Consider the following 24,089-nt stretch of genomic DNA (forward strand, 5'->3'; position numbering starts at 1 on the left):
GAAAACAGCCTTCCCGGGGGTGACCGCGTACGGCGGCTTCAAATATGCCGTGGGCATGGTCTCCGTCGATATTGCCGGCTCATCGCTCACCAATCAAATACCGTTCTTCCCCGTCACCGGTCTTCAGAGCCTCTATCAGGTGCCGACCCTATACGCCGGCGTCGTGCAGTCCCTCGGCGCCGATAATGACCTTATCATCGTCGGCGGCTATATGTTCGGGAAATGGCAGCCCTATGCGGGGCTCATCTTCGCGCTCCCCAACTGGGACCTGGGGCTCATGTTCTATCCGGAAGCGCCGCTCGTTGTTCACCCCTATATCAATCTGCATTTCAGGTTTTAGGGGGAAGCGATGAAAACAATGATACGATCGATACTGACAGCGGCAGCGGCCGTTTCCCTCATGGGTGCCACGAACGGTTCGACGGGCTCACCGACCAACGCAACGAATGACGGGTTTTTCACCATGAACGTCGCGGGGAGCCTGGCGGAGAACGCAATGCTGCTCAACCGCGCAAGCTTCATTTCCGCCAATTCCATTACCCTCGACGTGAGCGGCCTTTTCACGATAAGCGAACGCTCCGCGCTCATGGGACTCTACGAGTTCATCTACGATGGCCCGGGGATATCACCCCAGGACGCCGAGCGCATGAGCGAACGCGTGCAGGACCATAACGTGGTCGTGAAGTACATGCACGACATACTTCCAAATCTCACGCTCTCGGGCCGCATCGACGGCACGGCTGAATTCTATAAGCTGAGCCAAAGCGAGGCCTGGGGCAGCGGCATCTTCGATTATCTCCGCGGCGGCGGCGAGGTCGAAGCGCAATGGAATTATCTCGGCTCGCACTCGGCGGCACTTGCCTACAGCATCGGCTATCTCTATTTCCCGCGATTCACCGATCTGTACACCGAATACCTCACCGGAAGTTCACTGAACCAGGAAGTGTCGCGCGAGAGCCATGTGCTCCAAGTCGCCTCCATAGTGGCAGAGAACGATTCGCATGAACCGTTCACGTACCGTGTTTCGTATCGATTCACCGCGCGTAACTTCGTGAACCCCGGCGTTATCGGTGCCGATGCCTTATACTATCCAAATGTCTATCAGTTCGGGCTCGCGCACACTGCTACCGCGGATATCGCCTGGGAAATGATGTTCATGATACCGGGTATCGGTCTCGATTATGAAAATTCAGCGTCGACAGGATATCATCCGAAACCGCTGGGCACCAATAATCAGACCATCGGCATCAATTATGACTTCAATGACATTCGCGCACGCCTTACGCTCACCTTCGTTCTTTCAAAAGAGATACAAGCCACGGTATTCGGGACCATGTCCTACAAGTACTATCCGCATTTCCCCATACAGGACGCAAGCGGTGTGTATCAGGCGGAGAAGATGTACACGAGGACCGTGCTCGCCGGGCTGGCATGGAATTTCAAGCTGGGCGAGTATTATCGCCTCATACCGTCGTATACGTTCAAATGGGTGGATGCGAACAACAAGTACGGCGACGGAACGGCGTTCAATTACGATGTACACGGACTCGGGCTGCTCCTGTCGTTCGATTTCTGAACGGAGCGGCTTACCATTTCTTAAAAATGAAGAACACCGCGGCGATGATGCAGATGAACCCGACGAGATAGTTCCATCGGAACTCTTCTTTCAGATACACGATCGAGAACACTGAGAACACCACGAGCGTTATCACTTCCTGTATCGTTTTGAGCTCTGCCGCGGTGAACGTGCCATGACCGAAGCGGTTGGCGGGGACCTGAAAGCAGTATTCGGGAAGCGCGATGAGCCAGCTTATCAGTATCACCTGCCAGAGCGCGACGCCCTTGAACTTAAGATGGCCGTACCATGCGATGGTCATGAACACGTTGGAGACGATGAGAAGGCCGATGGTAAGCATTGTGCAGCTCCTGAGACACACTCACCCCATCCCCCGGCCCCTTCCCCTCTCTCACGGAGAGGTGAGAGAGGGGAAGGGGAGAAGAGAGTGCAGTCCCGATCTTATTAAGAACACTGTCAATATCGTTCAGCACGTCATCGTTCATAAAACGAATGGCACGCATACCTAAATCCCTCATACACAAACTGCGCATATGTCTATTCGCTTCTTGCTCATCATGAGATGCCTCTGCTTTTTATTTCCCCCTTCCCTCTCTCACTTCCCTGTGAGAGAGGGAAGGGGGTGCCGCGTATTTCGCGGCGGGGGATGGGTGAGTGTTTATTCTGCAGGAGTAATGCAGCGATAGAGGGGATAGCATTCATCCGGCATTCCTATGTTGTGCCCGGTATGCGCTCGGTGTAACACCGGTCATCTTCCTGAACATCGTCGTGAAATGCTGCGATGAGGCGAACCCGAGATCGAGCGCGATATCGGTGACGGGACGGCCCGGTTCCGCCAGCAGCGCCTTCGCCCGTTCGACGCGAAGCTTGATGAGATAGTCCATCGGCGTTGCGCGTGTCGCCGCCTTGACCTGACGGGCGAACGCGGTCGTGCCGAGGCCGGCATGTCCTGCAAGTTCACGGATGCTCCATTTCCGGCCGACATCCGAGCGCATGAGATCGAGCGCACGCATGACGCTCGCACGAACGGTTCCGACGGCGGATACCGGACGTACGATCGAACGTGCGGCGCGTATGAGCATTTCGGTCACGACGGCGTTCACGCGCTGGCGATATCCTATCTCGCCGAGGGCTATCTCTTCGTAAAGCGATGCGAAGAGCGCATCAATCCCCGGCACGACACCGAGATACGCCGTTGTGCGTGTGCGCAAGGCGTCCCCGAGGTCGCGTTCCTCGCGGGACAACATGCCGCTCCATGCGCCGAGTATGAGCCTCCCGTGCTTCGTACAAAGCTCAGGCTGAACGATCAACCAAGCCAGATGCCCCTTCCCTATGACGTTCTCGCGCCCGCTGTGTTCTTCCCATGGCATGGTCATCGATGATTCGCCGCTTTGGATGCGTATATCGCGCCCTTCCACCGTCCATTCGAATTCGCCGTCGACGGCGTAGCAGATCTCAAACCCGGGGTTCCGATGCGGCGTAAGTGCCGCTTCGGCATAGCCGCGGCGGTGACAGCCGAGCATGATGATATGCGGCCACGGATGAAGGGCCTTATCGCCCGGTTTGTAGACGGTGTTTATCTTTCGTATGTCCATGTACATTATTTCTCACGATGAAATTCGGCAAGCCGCCCGTCGGTATCGGTACTATCATATCTACGAACGGGATCACGGGAGCACATCATGATTGTAGCGGAAAAAACGATGAAAATCAACGTATCTGAGACCGATCGTACCGTCATGCGGACGCTTGCGCGCCGTGTGCGCGAGATGGCCGATCTTCCGATAATGGCGGAACGCAAACGCCTGTGGTATGCGCATAATGCGGCGAAAAGCGTTCGCCCGATGGTGCTCGCCTTCCCCGAGGGCGCGTGGGTGGAAATGCTCACGGATGCCGAGTGCGTATGCGAGAACACGATGCTTCGCGCATGGGAATTGGGCCTACGGCGCAAGATCTACTGGTATGAGCATATCAATGACGACAATACGATAGAGCCGTATTTCGATGTGCCGTGGAACATATCCGTCGGCTCATACGGCGTCGATATACACAGAACACACGGCGAGAACCGCGGCAGTTTCACCTGGACGCCGCCGCTCGCAAATCTCGGCAGCGATCTTAAGAAGCTTCATATTCGCGAATGCTCCGTCGACCGGGATGCGACGTATGCGATCAAGGAGCTCGCCGACATGATATTCGGCGATATACTCACGGTACGCATCGTGGGATCGGCGGCGGTAGGCTGCGGCATGACGAACGATGCGATACAGCTTATCGGCATCGAAGGCCTCATGCTCGCGATGTACGATGACCCCGACGGTCTCCATGCGCTCATGTCATTCCTCCAAAGCGACCGACGGCATGCGCTCGATTTCTTCGAACGCGAGGGGCTGCTTACGCTTAACAATGAGAACGGATATACCGGAAGCGGGGGCGTGGCGTATACGAAAGAGCTCCCGCAGACGAGTTACCATGCGGGTGAGCCGGCGCGGCTTACGGACCTCTGGGGTTTCGCCGAATCGCAGGAGACAGTGGGCGTATCGCCGGAGATGTTCGCCGAGTTCATTTTACCGTATCAGGTCCCGCTCCTTGAACGATTCGGCCTTAACTGCTACGGCTGCTGCGAGCCGGTGGACGGGCGTCTGCCGTACCTGCTCCCCATCAAGAACATGCGCCGCATATCGATATCACCGTGGTCGAACCAGGAATCCTGCGCAGCGCAAATGGGAGATCGATTCATCTTCTCGCGCAAGCCCAATCCCACGATGATATGTGCGCAGTTCAACGAGGACGAGATACGTGCAGATCTCAGCACAACGCTTTCCATCGCCGGGAGATGCAATCTTGAGCTTATCATGAAGGACACGCATACGGTACAGAACGAACCCGATCGCATCGGCCGCTGGGTCAGCATAGCGCGCGAGGAGATCGACCGGTACATCGGAAGATAGATATCTCCTGTTCGCGCATCCCCTCGCCCTGCGGTCGGAATGGGGGCCGGAAAGACGGCTTGACGACATGCAGGAGCGGGACTATACTGTCCGCCATGACAGTATTGGCGGTATTGGATCGCAGCCCTTTTCCTGCGATGGGACATCGCTCATGATGTTCCGTTCGCCGGAGCAGCGTACGGGTTCCCCTGCCCTCAGGGACTCGTTCCACGAGAACGTGATCCGAGCGAGCATGGTCATCGGGCTCACCCTGACGACAGTGTTCGCGGTGTACAGCATTATCACGGGTGAACAGCTTGATACATTCTTTAACGCACTGAGCGCGTTCGGTCTTGCCATAGGGCTTGCCGTCTTTCAATGGAAGAAGATGTTCAAGGTCGGCGGATTTTTTGCGATACTGTCGCTCCTGCCGCTCCTGTTATACGATGTAATAACGGCCAGCGGGTATTCGATGGACATTCTCTGGTCGCTTCTTCTCCCGGTAATTGCGATACTGCTCCTCGGGCGTGTCATCGGTTCCCTGGTGCTTTCCGCCTACTGGCTGACCGCCGCCGTTCTTCTGTTCACGGTATCGAGAGCGCTCTCGCCGGATATCAAGTACACATTCCTGATATTGTTCGGCGTCATCACGTTCTGCATATGGCTTCTCGAGACGTTCCGCATCCGCGCCTTCGACCTGCATATCGAGAGCGAACGGGCGTTCCGCGCTTTTGTGGATGAACTCCCGCAGATAATCTTCGAGTTCGATGACAACGGCCGGTTTACGTACGTCAATGAGCCCGCGCTCCGTGCCTTCGGCTATTCCCGCGATGATCTTAAGGCCGGAGTATATGCGGCACAGATGTTCCCGCCTGAAGACCGGGACAAGGCGCTTTCGTTCATACGGGAGCGCATGCAGAACCGCGAGCCCGCAGCGCATGAATACACGGTGATGCGCAAGGACGGCAGTCGTTTCCCGGTGCTCATTCACTCCAACCCCGTTGTCCGCGACGGCCGTCCTCTGGGCCTGCGGGGCATTGTCGTGGATATCACGGGGCTCAAGCACGAGCAGGCGGAAAAGGAAGCGCTGCGCGAGCGTCTGCATCTGATGGAGAAAATGGATGCCATTGGAAAATTGGCGGGCGGCATAGCGCATGATTTCAACAATCAGCTCGCGGGCATCAACGGTTTTGCGGAACTGATAATCCGTACGGCGAACACGGAGCCCCCCGAAAAGATCACGGGCTATGCCGCTCGGATAAAAAATATCGGCACCCGCGTCGCGGAGCTCACGTCCCATCTACTCGCGTTCGCCCGTAAGGGCAAGTACCTCTCAGTCCCGGTCGATATTCACCGGATCATCGACGATACCTGCATTATCCTCGAACGAAGCATCGATAAACGCATCCATATCGAACGGACATTATCCGCGCCGTCGCCGGTGATCGAGGGCGATCCCTCACAGCTGCAGAGCATGCTTCTCGATCTTGCGATAAATGCCCGCGATGCCATGCCATCCGGCGGCACATTGTCCATGACTACGAGCGAGACATATCTGTCCGATGGCGATCCGCTGCTGGCCTCATACGGGATAGGTCCGGGCAGTTTCGTGCGGCTGGCCGTGAAGGATACCGGCATCGGCATGACGAACGAGGTACAGCAGCGCATGTTCGAACCGTTCTTTACCACCAAAGGAGCCGGCGTCGGTACCGGCATCGGGCTTGCGGCCGTCTACGGTACCGTGCGCAATCACAAAGGCTGTATCGATGTGAAAAGCGCGACAGGGGCGGGTTCCGAGATCGCCGTGTATCTTCCATTGGCCCATGAAAGAACGGCCTCGGCCGGCGCAGAGCCGCCGGTGCCAGATCGGTTGCCGCCGGCTGCAGCGGGCACGCATGTGCTCATCGTCGATGATGAAATGACCATCCGTGACCTGATCTTTTCCCTGCTGACCGCGATGGGATATCAGGTGACCCGTGCGGCGGACGGGATCGAGGCCGAATCATTGTATCGAGACCATTGGCGAACGATCGATATCGTTCTGCTTGACATGATGATGCCGAGGCTTGGCGGACGAGCGACCTGGGAGCGATTGCGGGCGATCAACCGCGATGTCAAGGTGATACTGATCTCCGGGTACAGCATCGAAGGTGACGCGCAGGAGATGCTGGCCGAGGGAGTGCAGGGATTCCTCCAGAAACCGTTCGAGGTAAAAGCACTTGCCGCTGAGATACACCGGATATCGGGGAACGCACACCCTCTCACCCCAGCGTGAACTTAATGACAGCCCCCTTCTTCGACGGGCGGCTGTTCTCGTCGCGGAAATGCTTCGGTATATCGATGACCACGCCGTCGCTTCCCTGTTTGAAGCGGAGCGCATCATTCATCCCGAGCATCGACACCGATGCGATATTCTTTCCCGCAAGCGAAGTGAGTTTCATCGAGCCGACATCGAAGTGGCTGCTCGGCCAGCGGAGGAATATCGCATAGACCGTCTTCCCGTCCTTGCTCCGCGTATAACGGACATGACGCCCTTCCTGATAGACATCGTAACGCCGCGTATCGTATATCGCCTCGCCGTACGCCGAGAGCCATGCGCCGGTATATGCGAAGCGGTCCTTCACATCGGGATGGAATTCACCCGTCGGCGACGGACCGTAGCCCACCTGGAATATCCCGCCCTTCGCCGTAACATCGACGAGATTATCGATTATCCATTCGCCCGGCTTGTACTCGTCATAGCTCATGTAGGAGAAATTGATGCTGCCCGGGTATATCGCTTTCCACGGACGCCCCATCTTATTCAAATTATGCTGATCATAGAGCTCCTTCGCCGATTCCTTTTCGCTCGGGATGCTGCGTTCCGGCGTATGATGATCACCGTAGGCGCCGATGCCGCGGTTCCTTATCATCATGTTCGGCTGAAGCCGCCGTGCCATCTTCACCGTCTCGATGATATCCTTTGTGAAGCCGTGCTCCTCGTCAGGAAGATTCATATCAAGTGACAGAATATCGATGGGTCCGTAATTGGCGGAAAGCTCGCGCATCTGTTCGCGATGGCGTTGAATCATCCGGCGATACCCCGCCGGATCGCTTTTCGGGGGATAGTCCCTGTCGAGGTGCGGGGTCCATCGATCGCAGCGGAAATCCATGTCGAACCAGTCGATATGCGAGAAGTAGAGCCCGATCCCCAGATCGCGCTTACGCCCCGCGTCGATGAGCTCGCGGACCACATCGCGTTTGAACGGTGTTTCCATGATGCTGTAGCTCATATCGCAGTCGACGATCTTTCCCTCGTTCGGCGGCGTGTGCCCCATGCGGCGCTTTATTCGTGTCTTCGTGTCGTACATCGAAAAGCCGTCGTGATGCTTCGTCGTGAACGAGAAGAATTGTATCCCTCCGTCCTTCATCATCTGTGTCCACTCATCGGCATTGAATTTCGACGGGTTCCATTCCAGCGCTTTCTTCTCGTACTCAGCATGCATCGGATGGCCGGCACGCGGCAGCCCCCATGATTCGCGGAAATTGAACATGCAGTACGGGCCCCAATGAATGCGCAGCCCGAATTTCCGGTCGAGGAATCGCTCTATCGCCTCTTCGCTCGCATGGACATAATCGTCGTCCACGCCGCGGTAGTCGGGGTATCTCTCTTCGAGCCGCTTTTTCGCCGCCGCCTGTTCCTTGGTCACGGTATCGCTCATGTGCCGCTCCTTGTTTTCTATGGTATATCGATAATACCGTTGTGCGAAAGCGGCTAATACCGTACTGTTCCTGATGTATACGAGATTACGATGCGAATCAGCGCGGCGCTTGGTATGCGCAGCACCCTATTCCCCGTAACGCTCCCTGACAAGCCGTCTCGAATAGTCGCCGTAATCCTTCATCTCGCCCTGCGCGAGATCGCCCGGTGCGCCGATACGATTCCCGACAGCGCTTACATTGGATGAATTGAGTATGGTGATCGCATGCGTGGAGCAGAGCGCATAGTTCGTCCCGGCGCGGGAGCCGTCCTTCTGATTCACACGCTGTATGCTGTTCCCTGAAATGCGTACGCCGTTCGCGGCATTGATGAAGATCCCCGCGACCGAACACCCGTCGATGCGGTTGCTCGCGATGACGATGTTCCTGTTAAGCGGAAGCTGCGGCAAGCGCATAAGCTCGTTATCCGCCGGGCGCGGCGTCATGGTCGTGACCGCGATGGCGCCGTAGCCCACACGGTCTATCGGGCTCCACATCACCGGATCGTATCCGCAATCGCGGATGGTATTGTTCCTGATGATGACATCGTTCACCCAATTCGCCTCCGCCCAGAAACTGATCTGCGGTGCTATCTGTATCGCAGCCATTTTAATGTTCTCAAGGACACTCCTTTCGATGATGCCGTGCGGCGACTGCATGCGTATGCCGATGCCGCGATGCTCCGTGAAGCGGCAGTCGCGTATCGCCCAGTTCGGCGCATCGAGTGCGGGCATGGTGAACGCATCTCCGAACTTCGGCGCATATGCCGGCGGCCGGGCGAGTTCCACGCGGCATACGGTAACGCCCTTGGCATCCTTCGGAAAACGCCATTCGGTGACCACGGCATCCTTTATCAGGTCTTTCTTCGCATCCTCGATGGTCATGCTCGCTATGGGAACATCCCCGAGCATGGCGAACGATCCGTAGGTCAAGAGCCGTGCCGTGTCGCCCGTGCGAAAGAGCGCTATTGTCGATTCCATATCGCCATCCCAGCGGCTCGCTATCCATACCGTTCTCCCGCCGTCATAGTCGATGACGGGGTGGGCGTGTCCGTGAAAATTGACCGAATCATCGCCCATGAAGGAGAAATCGCAGCGCTCGAGAACGGGGCCCTTCCGCCCGACGCCGTAATTGAAACCGTCGGCCCCCGTGGAGATAAGCCTCTCTTCGCGGGCACCGTTCGGCAGCGGTCCGCGCTTGATCGTGAACCGAAAATAATTATCGCCGTCCATATAGCGGCAGAGCACCGCGGCGGAAGGCGCCGTATACACGATAACGTCCTCAACGCGTACCGATGTGCTGTTATAGATCTGTATCGCATGCGATTTTCTCGTGGTAAAAATAAAGTAGTCGCCGACGACAATGCCGCTGTGGTCCATCCAGTGCTTTGTGAGCGAGCGCAGTTTCCCCCGCGTCGGGGATAATATTTCGTTCTTCCTGAAATAGAGATCGGGCACATCGCGTTTCCACGCGCGTGTGTTCTTGTCAAAGAGATATATCTGCGTCGTACTGTACGCACCTTCCATGGCGGGATACCCGGCATGGACCTCATAATCGAATTCCGTGCGATCAGCAGATATCGCCGTGATAGTCGCCTGTGTGAACGGCAGGGGATCGTAGTCTATGCAGAGATCCCGAATGGCGACATTGGTACTTCGAAATATGCTGAACGTCGAACGGAGCGTCCTTGCAACGATAACCGTATCCGCCCCGGCGCCTTCGATGATAAGGCCGTTCGCCTTCTCTATCATAACGTAATCGCTCGCGGGATACAATCGCCCGGCGGGAAGCGTGATGCGCTGCGTTTTATTGGAAATGGCATCATTCACCAATTTCTGTATATCGACAATCTCTTTTGCGAACCCGCTCCAACAAAGGAATATCGACATGATGGGGACTGCGCATGACTTGATGCTGTTCTTCATAGCTGCCTCCGTTGCATGATCTTTATCGCTTGCCAAAGCGGCTTTTATCCGCCGAATATCGATCCTCAACTTCCCGTGCGGCAACACTTCGCTGTAATACGCGGAACATCCCAATGTCGCCGCTGAAAAAACCGCCAAGACCGCTCGGGCCGCCGAGAAAACTTCTTTCTTCGGTGCGAAGCCCCAGACAGGAAACAGTACCGTCGGGTTTTCCATTCACGTACAGTGCCAGTTCTCTGCCGTTAAACGTCACAACGACATGGCTCCAGGCGTTCTCAACAAGCGGCGTCCTTCCGGGCAGTACGACATCGATGCGCTCCTCGTTCATGCGTGTGATCTCGAGCGTCATATCGCCCTGCAGTTTAATATTAGCCACAGCACCGATAGACGCGAATATCGTCTGCGCCGCAACGGACGATCGAGGGCGCAGCCGAAGCTCGATCGTTACCGGTCCCGGCGGCATGCACATGGGGTTGACGCCGACGGGCGCGTTCGCCCCGATGAGCGCGATGCGGTTCGATACACCGTCGAATCGCAGATGCCACGGCGCTTCGGGACCATCCCGTTCAATGCCTGGGGCAGCGGCGGCGCTTGGAAGCTTCACATCGCGATGCATATGTCCGCGGTCAATAAGAACGGTGCCGGGTTCGATGATGAAATCCATTATCGTCGCCGTGTCGACAGGTAAAGATATGTTTGTCCGCGGCGGCTTTGCCTGTACCGGGGACGGGAAAACGAAGGTATCGTCGTTCATACGTATGACCGCGGTATACCGATCGATCTCGTCCATGAAAACGCGTTTTTCCCGCTCATGCTCATAGCGTATGGGCTGATACCCCGGACCGTCGTACTCCGCTTCGGTAAATCCGCCGCTCATATCGCTCGCCATTGTCATGCCGGTAAGCGGATTTGCGTTGAGTTCAATAAGCCCGCCCATCGCATCCTTCCAGGGAACGCCGCTGATGGAGATACGGCGCGGATAGGAACCCAGATCATCGGTCGCCACTGCGAGTGCCGCGTCTATCCCCGAAGCGATGCGGTGCAATGGAACATGAAGCCATTTTCTCGCGACCGATTCGCCATTGCGTACTATCGCGAACGGCGCAAGCGCCCCGCGCGGCACGAGAATATCTTTTCCATCCAGACGAACGCGAACGCTCGGAATACCGAAGCCGACGACGGAGATGCCTTTTGAAGAAAAGTTCCAACAGAGATGCCCCGGTAATGGCTCCGCTGCAGCGGGCTCAAGCGTAACGATCGATCCGTCGGAACATCGTACCCGGACATCGGCGCTGTATCGCCGCGCGATCGCATCGGATGCGTTATCCGTCGCATTCGGAACGAGCAGTACGAGTTCGAATAGACTCGGTTCATCGGCGACCACGGCTTTTCGATAGGAAAGGAATGCTTGAGGCTTCTCGCGCTTCGGCCACACGCCGGTCTTCCAGCGCGCACCGAAGTACGCGTTCAGATCGTTGAACGTGAACGTCGTATTCGCAGAACACTCCATCTCTGTTTCAGAGTAATCGTTCAGCGTTGTCAGGTGAACGAGATCGATCTCATTGGTCATGATGTCGAGCCATGTATGCCGATATATTCTTGTCCCCATCGGCGAGCTCATATTCCCGACACGTGTGCTCGATATATATCCCCAGCGGACGCTCGCTCCGATCATCTTCGGCTGTGCCATCGATGCGGCGGCTTGCTTCATCGCGCTGACGATGCTGTTCCCCGTTGCGAACAATGACGGATTGCCGGCGAAATTATATATACCGTCGGTCGCTTCTATGCCGGCAAGCGCCTTTTCGGGAACGCGCCCATCGTTCCATACGTCCTTTCCGAGGCCTGAGAGATCGTTTATGATGCAGAAGTCTCCCCCGGCGGCGCGTGCGCGAGCGATGCGTTCCTTCCACACATCCGCGCCGTAGTAGCCGAACGATATCACCAGGGGACGGCCGGCGACCTTGAAAAGGAATGGATGATCGAGAAGCTCTTTGCTCTTCGATATCACCGCAAGGAAATCGGCGCCTTTTTTGTCCATGCGGTCCATCATGATGCATATCTTCACATCAGTACCGGCGCGCCGCGCCTCTTCCGCCCACCAGAGAAGCGATTTCGGCCCCATATCCTCGAAGCAATCCACCTCAATTACGTCAATGCCCGCTTTGTTCGCATCGATGAATATCTGTCGGAACATTCCCGGCGTGCTGTTGGTCCGTTCTCCATAGATAGGCAGCAGCGGCGCGTTCTCGTAAAACCCGCCGGCTTCTCCCGCCGGAGTGATATACCCTTTCTGAAAGCGTTTTGACCCCGGCGTAGACCAGAGCATGATGTTGCCGATAACGATTTTCGGCATTTTCACATCGGCATCAGAGGGATGTGCGCATGGCGGAAAAAGTAAAAAGGCGGAGAAACAAATGACAGCAAGGGGAAGCGCTCTGGCGAGGCGAGCGATCGATGACGACGATACCCCGCATGTATTCATACGTTTTCTCCTCTTGTGATTATACAGGATAGTATGTCTCAGGGCAATTGCGACGGACAGCCCATGGTACTGCGTGTTTCGAAATAAGCAATGATATTTTCAAGCGGTATATTCCCCGGCAAACCGCCGCATGAGCTGATAATAAACCCCGGATGCTGCCGCCCCTGTTCTATCACTTCCTTCGTATGATCGGCGACCTGCGCGGGCGTTCCGTTCGTAAGGAGCTCCGTCGATATGCCGCCGATGAAACCGCGTTTCGCTTTACCCCAGGTATCGAGCACGCGCTGAAAGGGCGTCGCCGGATTCTCGAACATGATGCCGGCGATCGGCATATCGAGCAGGCGTTCGAGGAATATGTCGATATTGCCGTCGGATACGAAAACAATTTTCTTTCCCGCTTTCACCGCAGGCTCCATTATCTGCTGATACCGCGAGAAAATATGTTTTTCGTAGAATGTCGGCGGGAATACCGGCCCGGTGCCTGTGGAAAGATCGTCATGACAGAATACGACTTTATCGTCGGCTGCGGCGAACGCCTCGAACCGCTTTCGGCTGATAATGGCCCATCGCTCGAAGAGCTTATCGAACCGATCGGGCTCGGCCATCGCGGCCATCATGAACGGCTGCCAGTCAAATTTCATCACCGGCCACATGAAGAGCGTGGTGTAATAGAGATCGTACATCACCGCTTTGTCCCCGAAGTCACGTGCGAATTTCCCGCTTCGTTCACGCTGCAACTCGATGCGCTTTGCGAGATTAAAATCGTCCTTTGCCGTATCGTGATCGAACACCCAGTCAAAATCGAGCGATGTGTTCTTTGAGTGTTCCATTGCCGTCGGATAGACGCCGTAATCGCTGTAGGTGGTGCCGTTCTCTTCCCAGGTGCCGCCGGGCACTTTTGGGCGCGGGGCGTTCTTCTCCGGCTTCGCTACGTGAATATCGATGCCGAGTTTTTCCCAGGCGAGGGCGAACGCTTCCGGCGTATTGTCGAACGGGTCGATGCCCGTTACATGCTTGATAATGGCCGGATGATTGAGCGTTTCCTTGCTCGGTATTTTTTTTGGGGATCGACCCGAAAGCGCGTCGAGAACATCCTGCTTCATGTGCGTTTCTCCTCTTGGCCCATATTCGTCGTATTGGTGGATTGCTTTTACTGTCCGCCTGCACGGTATCCATACATGGAATAACCTATCTCGCGGCAGGCGTCTACCAGTTCCGCATAGGGCGTGTCGCATATATCGACGAACCCGGACTGATAGTTCTCAGACGCAAAGTTCGCTCCCGTAAGCGGCTGACTTTGATAGATGAACCAATTGCAGCCCACAAAGCGGGGGTTCTCAAGGACGCTTTTCACATACCCTTGATAACCGCTCGCGCGCTGCCGCTGATCGGCCACTTCCACCAGACCTGACGGCGAAAAATATCCGCGGTCGGGCGCGGTGATGTGGAATTCCGTGACCATGAACGGCTTGTCGATATCGGCGGGTATCGATGCAGTACGGATATCCGTCCTATATATGTTGTACGTAATGACATCGGCATATTTCGCGCATGCGTACACCGCGCGCGGCTGCGTCCACGCGAAACGGCACCCCATATAGAGGTGCTTCGGCGAGCACGCCTTCACTGCGTTACGGCACATTCGAAAATAGTTATCCGCGGTCTTCGCATAGAACGCGGAAAGGTCCGCATGCGCGCGATTCGTATCGGGTGCATTCGTAGCGGCAAGGATCGCGTCCCATGATCCATACGATGAACCCCAGACCTCATTGAGCTTCCCGATATCGCCGTATTTCGCCCGCAGATCATTCGCAAATACGATCTTTGCCGGCTGTGTTGCCGGGCATTGAAGTGTGGCGGCAGCAAGCACATTCTCATCACGTTCGTCGCCCCAGGAAAGTTCGTTATCGATGCCGAGCCCGATGCACCACGGGTCATTGAACGCATTCGACGCACGGCTGACGACTATCTTCCTCAGGTCTTCCTCGAAATCGGGGGCGAATACGTCGTAGAATTTGCTCCAGTATCCTTTCGACGCCTCAAGCATCGTCCCGTTCTTATTCCCGTCAATGTAGAAATAATAGGGCAGCTTCCGCTTATAGTAGAACGCACCATCGCCGTTGGCGCTCAGCGCGTTCATCCCCCAGCTGGCAAGGCGTGCAAGCGAGATATCGATGAACCGTTCGCGCCAGTTCTCCGCGCCGTATTTTCGTTTCAGGTTCGCTACATGGAAATTGAAGACGGCGACCTCGCGTCCGCGATACCCCTCATAATCCGAAAGACCGACGCGTGACCGCCCGAAGCAATCCTTGAACGAGGGGGCGTTGAACGGCGCATCCTTGAACCATGTGTCCCGCTCGGCCACGGGCGTCAGGGTGCCGAAGCGCATACCATGCATGCCGTGCATGAAAAAAAGATACCCTTCCGGATCGACGAACCACCATTTTCCGTCATGTTTTGCCGTATAAAAAAAACCGCGAGCCTCTTGCCGTGGGCCCGTTTTCCATCCATTGAACATGCTGCGATCGTTCGGTTTTGGGCGTGCAGCGATATCCTTTGCTTCCTCGTCTGCCCTCGCTTTCATCTCCTCAATGGAATGCGTTTTGCCCGGCCATTCATCGTGCAGATACTGCCCGAACGTATCGACGAACGGCAGCGGATCGACCGGAACGCTGCGCACGGTATTCTCACCGACCAGCCCTATGCGTTCGATAACGATGCTGTACCGCTCGGTCGGTCGGGTGACATAGAAAATGATCGTCTGCAGGTCCGCCATATCAAGAAGGTCCTTTTCTTTTCCTTTTCGCGCCCAGGAAGGAATGCCATTCATGTGGAACAATTCCGGCACGACAAATCCCGGCGGCAGCGCCTCGACGCGCGCGGGCGATATTATCCATGCCCTTTTTTCACCGGGGTTGATGTACATTTTCTGCACCCAGCGGCGATTCGCCTTCTCACCCCCGGTACTCTCGAGTTGACAGCCGAGATTCGCGCGATTCACACCGATATTCCTCACTTCAACAACGAGCGCGGTGTATCTCGATATGTCCTTCAATTCCGCCGGTACCGTTATCTTCACGCCAGGCCATGCATAATCGTACTTTTCATTGAACTCGATCCCGAGCCCGGCGCCTTTATCAGATCTGATGTGCGAAATTTTTGTCTCCACCGTCGTAAGTTTTGAAAGATCAAGCCCGACACTGAAGTCGAAAAGCACTCTTTCGTCCGCAGCACCAAGCCATGCCGCTATGCCTATGAGTATGAAAACATTTTTCATCGCATTCTCCCTGTGTTCATAACCCTGTGGCGCATTCTCATTCTTTCCCCCCCAAGGTCGGATACAACTTCTTCCAATTCGCAACACCGTCAGCCCCCTGCGAGTATTCATTCCACGAAACGTTCGTCTCCCCGGGAAAAATGGTCTTAAAAATATTATCGTGCTCGCTTTCCCAGACAAACGTAGTGCGATCGCTACGGTACGGCCTGTCGGTGATCCATTCCGGCGAATGAAGCTCGACGATCGGCTTGCCGGAACGCTCAACTCGGACAGAAACCGGCCCGGGGGAGAGCGGAAGCATGACATAATTAAGCCCTGCCGGTACATCGCCGATCTTCCGGCCGCGAAAAAAAAGCACGCCCGGCTCTTTCAAGGCCGTGACGATCTCAACAGCATCGTCGGATGCAAGCAGATCCGACCATTCCTTCTCGCCGATCATCCATTGCGGACGTCCGATCGCGATCGGGAATAAGAGCGGCTGTATCTCTGATCTGTATTTTTTATAGAACACGACGGCCTGATCGGGGAAATGCAGGGGTTCCTTCTTCCACGACGCTTTAAAATATTTCATCAGTATCCCGAACCCGAAATTGTGGTTGATCTCCGGGGCAAGATGATGCCCCTCCTCGTAGTCGTCCCATGACACGATGCCGACCATCTGCACATCATTGCTGATCGCAACACCCCATAGTGAACGAAACGTTGATGAAAGGCGGCTCGGCATCTCTATACGGCGAAGATCCTCAAACCCCTGCTTTATTTCATTGAGGTCAAGTTCGCGCTCATTTTTCGAGACCGACCATACTTTTGACATAGTGCCGCCGGGAAATACCCGAAGGACACACGTTCGATTGCGTTCACGGCAGAGCTCCGTAACGCGTCCCCATGCAAGCAGGTTCTCAGCGGTCTCCATGCATTCGAACCCCGTGATCGCCGGAAAATAATCGAGGATGAGCGATACATATCTTTCATAGAGCGGAAAGTCGAGTTCTCCGGCGGGCGGATCGATCTTATTCCCCTTCATTTTCCGGGTCAGATTATATATCCCATCGAGATGGAATACGATCGCACCGCGTACGCCTATCCTCTGGAACAGAGTGTCGTATGCATCGGCCACGGACTTCATCTTCACCTCTGCTGCCGCCGAATCCCGCAGAACGACGGACGCATCCGAAATGCCGCTTACGATCTTCAATGTGCCGAAAGTGAAGAAGATAAGTCGCCCGTCCGGTGTCCTCAGCCATTTTTTTGATGATGCCGTCTTTTCGAAAAGCAGCTTCAGCTTTTTTGCCATCACGTCGATGGTGCGTTCAGTGCCCCCTTGTATCCGGTAATTTCCCAAGCTCAGTGCTATCCGGAATTTCAGATCCTTTTCCTCGGCCACGCGCAGATAGCTCTCGATGACATTATGGTATAGGTTCAGCTCCCCCTCGCTCTCTTCGCCGCCCGGATAATACATATCGAACCCGTCGATCCCGAAATACAATGCCGTTCGCATTTCGCGTTCGACAATGCGGTCAAGCGCCAGCTGTGCCCCGGCGTCCATTGTTTTTTTCGAGGCTGCGGACGCAAGGCCGGTGCCGTTCACCCCGCCAAAGAACCCGCTGATAGGGAATACCAGATTGAACCCGCCGATATTGGAATAATCTCCTGTCGGCAGATATTTATTCATGGTGAACGTACCGGTCAGCCCGGGGAGAGTTTTTGTCATGCTATGGGCGATAACCAACTTTTCATTCGCGATCGGAAGAGAGAGCACGGGATTATTTTTGGACTCCGCAAATACCGCCGTGTGCAGAAGTAACGCCACCACTACGGGCATTATCATCGGACCCGCTGAATGAAAATTAACCGGCCGCACACCTTGAATCGTCCGTTCTTTCATTCGATATACGATACCATCCATACTTACACCGTCCTATCGTCGGCAGTATTCTCATAGTAGTCGAATGCCGGCCCCATTGCATCCATGAGCGGTGCGGTCGCGCAGTCAAGCTCATCGATGACATCCGCCGAAAGCGGCTTTTCCACTGCTTGTATATTCTCCTCAAGCTGAGCGATATTCCGCGCGCCGACCAGGGATGATGTGATGCCGCTCTTCGATGCCGCCCATGCAAGTGCGATGTCGGTGACGCGCATCTTCGCTTTTGCTGCAATATCTCGTATCGCATGAAGCGCCTCGTCCGTCTCGCGCTCAAAGCCGTTCTCGCGATGACGTGCTTGTTCGTTCGTGCGCGAATCGAAATGGCGGGTGCGCTTCCTGACCGCCGGGATATTGGCAAGCGTTGCGAATTTATCCGAGATGATGCCCTGGAGGAGCGACATATATCCAAGCACGCCGATGCCGTTCGCTTGACAGTGCGGGAGTATGCTTAATTCTATCGCCCGCGTGAGGAGCGAGTACGGCAATTCGTTGATGACTATCGGCACACCGAACGATTTCGATTCCGTGAGAACAGGCACACCGAAATTGCTCACACCGATATGGCGAATCTTTCCCTGTGCGCGTAGTTTTCCGAGCGCCGTGAAAGCGCCTTCGACGGTCGGCAGTATCTTCGCTTTCGTATAATGCTCGACCGATCTCGGATTGATGGGCCAGTGAACCATATAGAGATCTACGGCGTCAATACCAAGCCGCTTAAGCGATGCCTCGCAATGCTCGACGAGCGTCTTCGGCTCGCAATTCGAGGGCGATAATTTTGTACCGATGATGAGCTTCTCGCGCGGCAATCCTTTGATGGCTTTGCCGAGCGACTCTTCGCTCCTGCCGTCATTGTACGCTTCGGCGGTATCGAAATAGTTGATCCCCAGTTCGTATGCGCGATGCACAACGGAATCGACGTCGCTTTGATCCTGCGCACCCCAGTAGTCGCCGCCGCCGAACGCCCAGCAGCCGAGACCGAGTACGGATAACCTGAGATCGGCTGCGCCGCATTGTCGTGTTTCCATATATCCTACTTCTTCCCGCTCTTATCTGTCTTCTCTATCGTCGCTTTTGTCGCGCCCGTCGATATGCCGCCGTCGACGAGAAGCACCTGCCCCGTGATATATTCGCTCGCATCGGATGCAAGGAACACGACCGCGCCGTCAAGGTCATTGGGCTTCCCCGGGCGTTTGAGCGGTATGCGGTCACAGATATACTTCACCCATTCAGGATCATCATAGAGCATTTTGTTCTGCTCGGTCTTGAACCAGCCGGGGGCGAGGCAATTCACGGTGATGCCGAACTTCCCCCAATCGTCGGCGAGCGCCTTCGTCATCTGCGCCACACCCCCGCGGCTTGCCGAATACGGCACAAGCCCCGCATAGCCGAATACGCAGGTGACAGAACCGATATTGATGATGCGCCCGCAGCCGCGTTTTTTCATCGAAGCACCGAACGCCTTTGACACGAAGAACGATCCGCGGAGATTCGTATCGAGTATCGCGTTCCAGTCATCCCAGGTCACTTCAAGCGCGGGCTTACGCCGGTTCATGCCGGCATTATTGACAAGGATATCGATGCGGCCGAGGTCCTTGAGCACCGCCGCCGCAAAGTCATTGATGCTCTCTTCTTTCGTCACGTCGAGCGAATACGCCGCGACCGCGCGTCCGAGGGAACGGATCTCGTTCATGAATTCATAGCAATCCTCTTTCTTCCGCGCCGTGAGAACGATATCCGCCCCCGCTTTCGCGAGCGCGCGTGCGAAGTACTGGCCGAGCCCGCGGCTGGCACCGGTGACGACGGCACGTTTCCCGGTGAGGTCGAAGAAATTGTGCGGCATATATGCTCCTTGATGTCCGCAGGCGGGGTCGCGCGACCCCGCGCCTGCGGATCTCGTCATTACGGCTTCAATATCACCTTAAACAGCGGCTCCTTGTTCTCAAGCAGCGCATGGAACCATTTCTCGCCATCAGCAAGCGGCACGACTTTGCTGATAAGTGATCTCACATCGACTTTGCCGCCCGAGATCAGATCGATGCATTTCTGATATTCACCTGCCGATGCGCATGATCCGTTCACGCGTATCTCGCGGGTCACTACCGTCTGCAGCGGGAAGTTTATTTCCGGTGCGAGATTCCCCACGAGCGTCACTTCTCCGCCCTTGCGTACCGAATTCACCGCGGTCGAAACCGTCTGCGAAATGCCCACCGCCTCGAATGCGGCGTCCGCGCCTTTTCCGCCGGTGGCATCATATATCGCCTTCACCGCATCCGTCGCTTTCGGATCGATGCACACCGATGCGCCGAACTTCTTAGCGAACGACAGTTTATTCGCGTCAAGGTCAACGGCGATGATAGTACCCGCGCCTTTCGCACGCGCCGCCTGCAATGTCATAAGGCCAATGATGCCGCAGCCGACGATAACGACGGAGCCTCCCTGCTTTATGGCCGTACGTTCCACCGCATGAACGCCGATGGAAAGCGCTTCTATCATCGCGCCCTTTTCGAACGACATGCCGTCGGGCAGGCGATAGATGATATGCTCCGGCACAGCGACATACTCCGCCATCGCGCCGTCCTGTCTGTACTCATCGCAGGATACGCCGAGCACGCGGCGGTTATCGCAGAGATTGACGCGGCCGCTCTTACAGTATTCGCATGTACCGCAATAGATCGTTGAGTCGAAGGTGACGCGATCGCCCGACGCGCACTTCGTAACGCTTGCGCCGACGCGTTCCACGACACCGGCCGCTTCATGCCCCATGATTATCGGCGGCTTGCGCCGGCCGGTCTTTCCTGTCATACCGTGTACATCGCTCCCGCAGATCCCCACGGCCATGACACGTATGAGGACTTCGGCCTCCCCCGGTATCGGAGCAGGGACATCGCTCATTTCGAACCTGTTGGCAGCGGTATGAACGAGGGCTTTCATGGTACTCCCGTGAACATTCCTATGCCGTTAGTATACAGCCATGCACAAGAACGGACAATCATGCTGCTACGACAGTTGTATACAGGATTACGATTCCCGATACTACGGCAGCCGCTCCCGATATTCGCGCGGGGACATCTTCTTTTCCTGTCTGAAATTGCGGGCGAAATGCTGCGATGAGCTGAAATCAAGGCGATAGGCTATTTCGGTGACCGAGAGATTCGTCGCGCGGAGATAATTGCATGCCTGCTCTATCTTCAATCGGTTATAGTACTGTGCTATGCTCATCCCCGCAGCCTTCTTAAAATGCGAGCAGAGATAGTTCGGCGTATATTTCACGTGAGCGGCGAGTTCCCTGAGCGAATATTTCTTCTCGACGTTCTTCTTGAGATAGGCGACTATCTTCGCGGCAAGCGCATCGGCATGATCCGTGCTTTCCGGCTGCCGCCAGGCGGTGTGAAGAAGTACGCGATGAAAGAATGCCACAATGTCGGCACCGCGGCGTATCACATCGCTTCCATACGTCGGCGCCGACGGATCCATGAAATACTCAAGGCGGCTCGCATTGAGCGCATCGACGGCGATGCGTATACGGTCCCAGGATGCGCCTTCGTAGCGCACATGTATCCCCGTCTGCGGGATGCCGAAAAGTTCGGCGAGCGGTCTCGTTTCACCGCACGTTTCAAGGTATGTCACATCCCGAATATTCTTCCCGAAGTCATTCCCCGCACGCACAAGCTCGTCGACGGGCACCAGATAGAAGTTAAACGTGAAATACACGACATCCTTTGCCCGCGTTACGAACACATGCTTATCGTTCGGGTTGATGACGATGATATCCTTTTCCCTGACCGTGAACGTACCGTGCGAATGCTCAAGGAACGCCTCGCCATCCATGAAGAACATGCAGTGATACACACGGTGCACATGCCCGGTCGTCCGCATATCGCGAACTATCGTCGTATAATTGATATTGTACGGAACGAACGCGTACGCGGCATTGATACGAGGGGCGTAGATGAGCGGCCACATGGGGGCAAGTGTAAGCGATTTTCCGGTGAAATGCAAACAATTTCAATAACGACAATATTCCTGTATCGCCGCCATGATAAGGCGCATGCCGCTCAGCCGCGAACCGTTATTGATGGACCCCGCTGTCATGAGGCTCACGCCGCGTGTCGGTTTCGCCTGCTCGAAGTCACGCAGCGTTTCAAGGACGATGTTCTCCTCTTCGTTCCGGCTGAACGTGAACGGCGCCATCTGCCCGTCGATATTCGCGTGCGGGCAGTGCGTGCGTATCTCGCCGACCGATATCGTCGGCCCGAAATTGGTGCCGGTGAGATCGAGCGTGCCGAGTATCGGGAGCAGATGCGCCATCGCGGAATCAGAATGCTGATAGCGCACATCCTTCGGGTTTGGGCTGTAGCGGTCGAACATGGCCTTGAGCACCGGATAGCCGAAGAACTCGTACATATCGGCATTGAGCATGGCGCAGTTATCGTCCGCGAACGAGAAGCCGTGCGGGGCCGTCTCCGGATCATACCCCGCCTCTTCATCAAGGACGCGTGCAATACCGAGCATCGTCGTAATGATCGCGTCGCGGAAACGCGCAGCGAGCGACGGGTTGTCGAGGATGAGGAATATGAGGTTCTCGACGCCGAATACGGACGTGGCAAAGGTGACCGGTCCGCGCTGACCTCGATAGAGCGGCGGCTTTACGCCGAGCGCAAGAAGGCGTTTCTTTTCGGTTTCCCAATTCGCGGGAAGGAGGAATGCCCGTAAATTCTTATTACGCTCATCAACGCGGTCAAGCAGGGATGAAAGCTCGTCCGCTGTGTTCGCCGCCTGTTCAAGCCACCACGATCCGCCATGCCACATGTTCTTCGCCTCGAAAACATCGGCAAGGCTTTTCGTGCCGGGGTATCGCTTTGTCGGATCGGATGGCTTTTCATTGATAAGCCGGCGCCCGACGATATTTTCCGCCTTGTCGTTATACTGCTTTGCTAGGGCAAGCGCCCAAGGCTCGTCGTTCTGATAGCGCCACGGATCTTCGGGTATGCCGAGCTCATCGAACACGCATTCCCAGCTCATACGTATGCCGAGCGTCATCTGCGGAATGTCGCCGAATTTATCCTTCTGGCATGCCGCGTCATCCGTCCAGAAGCGCTCGATATCAAGCGGGGCAAGCCCCCGTTCGCCTTGGTACGGGCTATGAGGTCTGCCGCCTTCTCGCGCATTCCCTTTGTGATCGGATGCTCATGTGCAGTCATTCCCGGCTCCTCATGCAGTGTTCGTATCGATGCATTTGCTTATTTCTTACCGCATAAGTATAATTACATCATGGAACGATGCAAATAGACAGATATGATGTTTCTTTGTAAAATAATGATGTAATGATTAAGCGATGATAAACTATTACCTTCCATTGAACACCGTGCCCGAACAGCGGTCGGGTGTGTCGGTAAAGCATAGCGGACGCCGGTATCATCTGCGCATCGAGCATTTTTCTCATGCACGCATCGAAACGTCGTGGCCCGCGGAGCACAGGCATGCGACCTATCATGTGCTCATGTTCCTCGCCGATTCCCGTATGGGTTTCGACGGCGCGATACATCCCGTCCGCAAGAACGACATCGTTCTTATCGCCGCCGACATGCCGCATCGCTTTGTCACCGCCGAGGACGGCAGCGCGACCGAGTACTACGAGATAACGTTCGATCTTGTCGACGACAAGGGACCGCTTATCATGCCGTTCCACGAGCTTCTCCCGCTCTTCTTCCCTTCCTACGGTACTGCACCGTCCACCCCCATCGTTCATATCCCCATCGATCGGGCGGAGGAGCTCAATGCCGTGTTCAACCGCCTCCCTGCGCACGCCGCGCATACGATGAAGGATAATTTCTTCGGGCTTGCGGTAAGCGCCGGGCTCATCGAATTCCTCGCCGTCATCATGAGCGCCGATACGGGAACGAACGACACTCGCCGTTCACAAAAGGCGGAATCTGCGGTGCGTTTCATCTATCTCAACTATCACCGGCGTTTCACGCTCGAGGAGGTCGGCGATTATTGCCGGGCGAACCCGCAGTATATCAGCCGGCTCTTTCACCGCGAGATGAAAAAGACGATAATGGAATATGCCAATGAAGTGCGCATACGCATCGCCGAACGCATGCTGAAAAGCCGTGAGTACCGCATACGCGAAGTGGCGCGCATGACGGGCTTTGAGGATGAATTCTATTTCAACAAAGTGTTCAAGCAGATAACGGGCTTTACCCCCGGCTCGCTCCTCAGGGACGCATGATC

18 protein-coding genes are annotated in these 24,089 nt (G+C 55.8%); 5 read left to right on the forward strand and 13 right to left on the reverse strand.

Annotated elements, in window-relative coordinates; genetic code table 11:
• Together AABZ39_00070 and AABZ39_00075 are read left to right on the forward strand one after the other, a co-directional pair.
• Positions 1–340: hypothetical protein (locus AABZ39_00070; GenBank protein MEK6793141.1), on the forward strand; the 340-nt coding region annotated here is incomplete at its 5' end.
• Positions 341–349: 9 nt separating this feature from the next.
• Positions 350–1,576 (forward strand): hypothetical protein, encoded by a 1,227-nt coding sequence (locus AABZ39_00075; GenBank protein ID MEK6793142.1) that lies wholly within the window; start codon positions 350–352, stop codon positions 1,574–1,576.
• Between the two features lie 10 nt (positions 1,577–1,586).
• Here AABZ39_00075 and AABZ39_00080 read toward each other — a convergent pair whose 3' ends face one another.
• Positions 1,587–1,916, reverse strand: a complete 330-nt coding sequence (locus tag AABZ39_00080; protein ID MEK6793143.1) for a DMT family protein — start codon at positions 1,914–1,916, stop codon at positions 1,587–1,589.
• 358 nt (positions 1,917–2,274) lie between these two features.
• Positions 2,275–3,171, reverse strand: coding sequence for an AraC family transcriptional regulator (locus tag AABZ39_00085; protein MEK6793144.1), 897 nt, complete (start codon positions 3,169–3,171; stop codon positions 2,275–2,277).
• 108 nt (positions 3,172–3,279) lie between these two features.
• Here AABZ39_00085 and AABZ39_00090 point away from each other — a divergent pair, with 108 nt between their 5' ends.
• Both AABZ39_00090 and AABZ39_00095 read left to right on the forward strand, forming a co-directional pair.
• Positions 3,280–4,527, forward strand: coding sequence for a hypothetical protein (locus AABZ39_00090; GenBank protein MEK6793145.1), 1,248 nt, complete (start codon positions 3,280–3,282; stop codon positions 4,525–4,527).
• A 67-nt stretch (positions 4,528–4,594) separates the two neighbouring features.
• Positions 4,595–6,781, forward strand: a complete 2,187-nt coding sequence (locus AABZ39_00095) for a PAS domain S-box protein (GenBank protein ID MEK6793146.1) — start codon at positions 4,595–4,597, stop codon at positions 6,779–6,781.
• Here the strand turns inward: AABZ39_00095 and AABZ39_00100 are convergent.
• The 11 genes from AABZ39_00100 to AABZ39_00150 all read right to left on the reverse strand — a co-directional run bounded on the left by AABZ39_00100 (position 6,768) and on the right by AABZ39_00150 (position 22,895).
• Complete coding sequence (locus tag AABZ39_00100) at positions 6,768–8,207, reverse strand: alpha-L-fucosidase (GenBank protein ID MEK6793147.1); 1,440 nt, start codon at positions 8,205–8,207, stop codon at positions 6,768–6,770. The genes AABZ39_00095 and AABZ39_00100 overlap by 14 nt on opposite strands.
• A gap of 126 nt (positions 8,208–8,333) precedes the next feature.
• Complete coding sequence (locus AABZ39_00105; protein ID MEK6793148.1) at positions 8,334–10,169, reverse strand: right-handed parallel beta-helix repeat-containing protein; 1,836 nt, start codon at positions 10,167–10,169, stop codon at positions 8,334–8,336.
• A gap of 22 nt (positions 10,170–10,191) precedes the next feature.
• Entirely contained in the window at positions 10,192–12,654 is a 2,463-nt protein-coding gene (locus AABZ39_00110) for a LamG-like jellyroll fold domain-containing protein (protein ID MEK6793149.1), read from the reverse strand.
• Positions 12,655–12,692: 38 nt separating this feature from the next.
• Positions 12,693–13,757 carry a uroporphyrinogen decarboxylase family protein gene (locus AABZ39_00115; GenBank protein MEK6793150.1) on the reverse strand — a complete coding sequence of 355 codons (1,065 nt, stop codon included), beginning with the start codon at positions 13,755–13,757 and terminating at the stop codon, positions 12,693–12,695.
• Between the two features lie 47 nt (positions 13,758–13,804).
• Positions 13,805–15,931, reverse strand: a complete 2,127-nt coding sequence (locus AABZ39_00120) for a beta-galactosidase (protein ID MEK6793151.1) — start codon at positions 15,929–15,931, stop codon at positions 13,805–13,807.
• A 37-nt stretch (positions 15,932–15,968) separates the two neighbouring features.
• Positions 15,969–17,642 (reverse strand): hypothetical protein, encoded by a 1,674-nt coding sequence (locus AABZ39_00125; GenBank protein ID MEK6793152.1) that lies wholly within the window; start codon positions 17,640–17,642, stop codon positions 15,969–15,971.
• Positions 17,643–17,839: 197 nt separating this feature from the next.
• Positions 17,840–18,880, reverse strand: coding sequence for an aldo/keto reductase (locus AABZ39_00130; protein MEK6793153.1), 1,041 nt, complete (start codon positions 18,878–18,880; stop codon positions 17,840–17,842).
• A 5-nt stretch (positions 18,881–18,885) separates the two neighbouring features.
• Positions 18,886–19,695: a glucose 1-dehydrogenase gene (locus AABZ39_00135; protein ID MEK6793154.1), complete on the reverse strand. Its 810-nt coding sequence runs from the start codon at positions 19,693–19,695 to the stop codon at positions 18,886–18,888.
• A 59-nt stretch (positions 19,696–19,754) separates the two neighbouring features.
• Positions 19,755–20,786 (reverse strand): galactitol-1-phosphate 5-dehydrogenase, encoded by a 1,032-nt coding sequence (locus tag AABZ39_00140; protein MEK6793155.1) that lies wholly within the window; start codon positions 20,784–20,786, stop codon positions 19,755–19,757.
• A gap of 102 nt (positions 20,787–20,888) precedes the next feature.
• Entirely contained in the window at positions 20,889–21,854 is a 966-nt protein-coding gene (locus tag AABZ39_00145; protein ID MEK6793156.1) for an AraC family transcriptional regulator, read from the reverse strand.
• Between the two features lie 6 nt (positions 21,855–21,860).
• Positions 21,861–22,895, reverse strand: coding sequence for a hypothetical protein (locus tag AABZ39_00150; GenBank protein MEK6793157.1), 1,035 nt, complete (start codon positions 22,893–22,895; stop codon positions 21,861–21,863).
• Between the two features lie 295 nt (positions 22,896–23,190).
• Here AABZ39_00150 and AABZ39_00155 point away from each other — a divergent pair, with 295 nt between their 5' ends.
• On the forward strand, positions 23,191–24,087 hold the full coding sequence (locus AABZ39_00155; protein MEK6793158.1) for an AraC family transcriptional regulator: 897 nt from the start codon (positions 23,191–23,193) through the stop codon (positions 24,085–24,087).
• The last annotated feature ends 2 nt before the right edge of the window (positions 24,088–24,089 follow it).

This window comes from Spirochaetota bacterium (assembly GCA_038043445.1).
In the GTDB taxonomy this organism is placed as follows: Bacteria; Spirochaetota; Brachyspiria; order Brachyspirales; family JACRPF01; genus JBBTBY01.

What these genes read in the sequence shown, in the direction of transcription:
- AABZ39_00075 (MEK6793142.1), top strand. Translation starts at nt 350, where the DNA reads ATGAAAACAATGATACGATCGATACTGACAGCGGCAGCGGCCGTTTCC.
- AABZ39_00080 (MEK6793143.1), bottom strand. Translation starts at nt 1,916, where the DNA reads ATGCTTACCATCGGCCTTCTCATCGTCTCCAACGTGTTCATGACCATC.
- AABZ39_00085 (MEK6793144.1), bottom strand. Translation starts at nt 3,171, where the DNA reads ATGGACATACGAAAGATAAACACCGTCTACAAACCGGGCGATAAGGCC.
- AABZ39_00090 (MEK6793145.1), top strand. Translation starts at nt 3,280, where the DNA reads ATGAAAATCAACGTATCTGAGACCGATCGTACCGTCATGCGGACGCTT.
- AABZ39_00095 (MEK6793146.1), top strand. Translation starts at nt 4,595, where the DNA reads ATGCAGGAGCGGGACTATACTGTCCGCCATGACAGTATTGGCGGTATT.
- AABZ39_00100 (MEK6793147.1), bottom strand. Translation starts at nt 8,207, where the DNA reads ATGAGCGATACCGTGACCAAGGAACAGGCGGCGGCGAAAAAGCGGCTC.
- AABZ39_00105 (MEK6793148.1), bottom strand. Translation starts at nt 10,169, where the DNA reads ATGAAGAACAGCATCAAGTCATGCGCAGTCCCCATCATGTCGATATTC.
- AABZ39_00110 (MEK6793149.1), bottom strand. Translation starts at nt 12,654, where the DNA reads ATGAATACATGCGGGGTATCGTCGTCATCGATCGCTCGCCTCGCCAGA.
- AABZ39_00115 (MEK6793150.1), bottom strand. Translation starts at nt 13,757, where the DNA reads ATGAAGCAGGATGTTCTCGACGCGCTTTCGGGTCGATCCCCAAAAAAA.
- AABZ39_00120 (MEK6793151.1), bottom strand. Translation starts at nt 15,931, where the DNA reads ATGAAAAATGTTTTCATACTCATAGGCATAGCGGCATGGCTTGGTGCT.
- AABZ39_00125 (MEK6793152.1), bottom strand. Translation starts at nt 17,642, where the DNA reads ATGACAAAAACTCTCCCCGGGCTGACCGGTACGTTCACCATGAATAAA.
- AABZ39_00130 (MEK6793153.1), bottom strand. Translation starts at nt 18,880, where the DNA reads ATGGAAACACGACAATGCGGCGCAGCCGATCTCAGGTTATCCGTACTC.
- AABZ39_00135 (MEK6793154.1), bottom strand. Translation starts at nt 19,695, where the DNA reads ATGCCGCACAATTTCTTCGACCTCACCGGGAAACGTGCCGTCGTCACC.
- AABZ39_00140 (MEK6793155.1), bottom strand. Translation starts at nt 20,786, where the DNA reads ATGAAAGCCCTCGTTCATACCGCTGCCAACAGGTTCGAAATGAGCGAT.
- AABZ39_00150 (MEK6793157.1), bottom strand. Translation starts at nt 22,895, where the DNA reads ATGACGCTCGGCATACGTATGAGCTGGGAATGCGTGTTCGATGAGCTC.
- AABZ39_00155 (MEK6793158.1), top strand. Translation starts at nt 23,191, where the DNA reads ATGATAAACTATTACCTTCCATTGAACACCGTGCCCGAACAGCGGTCG.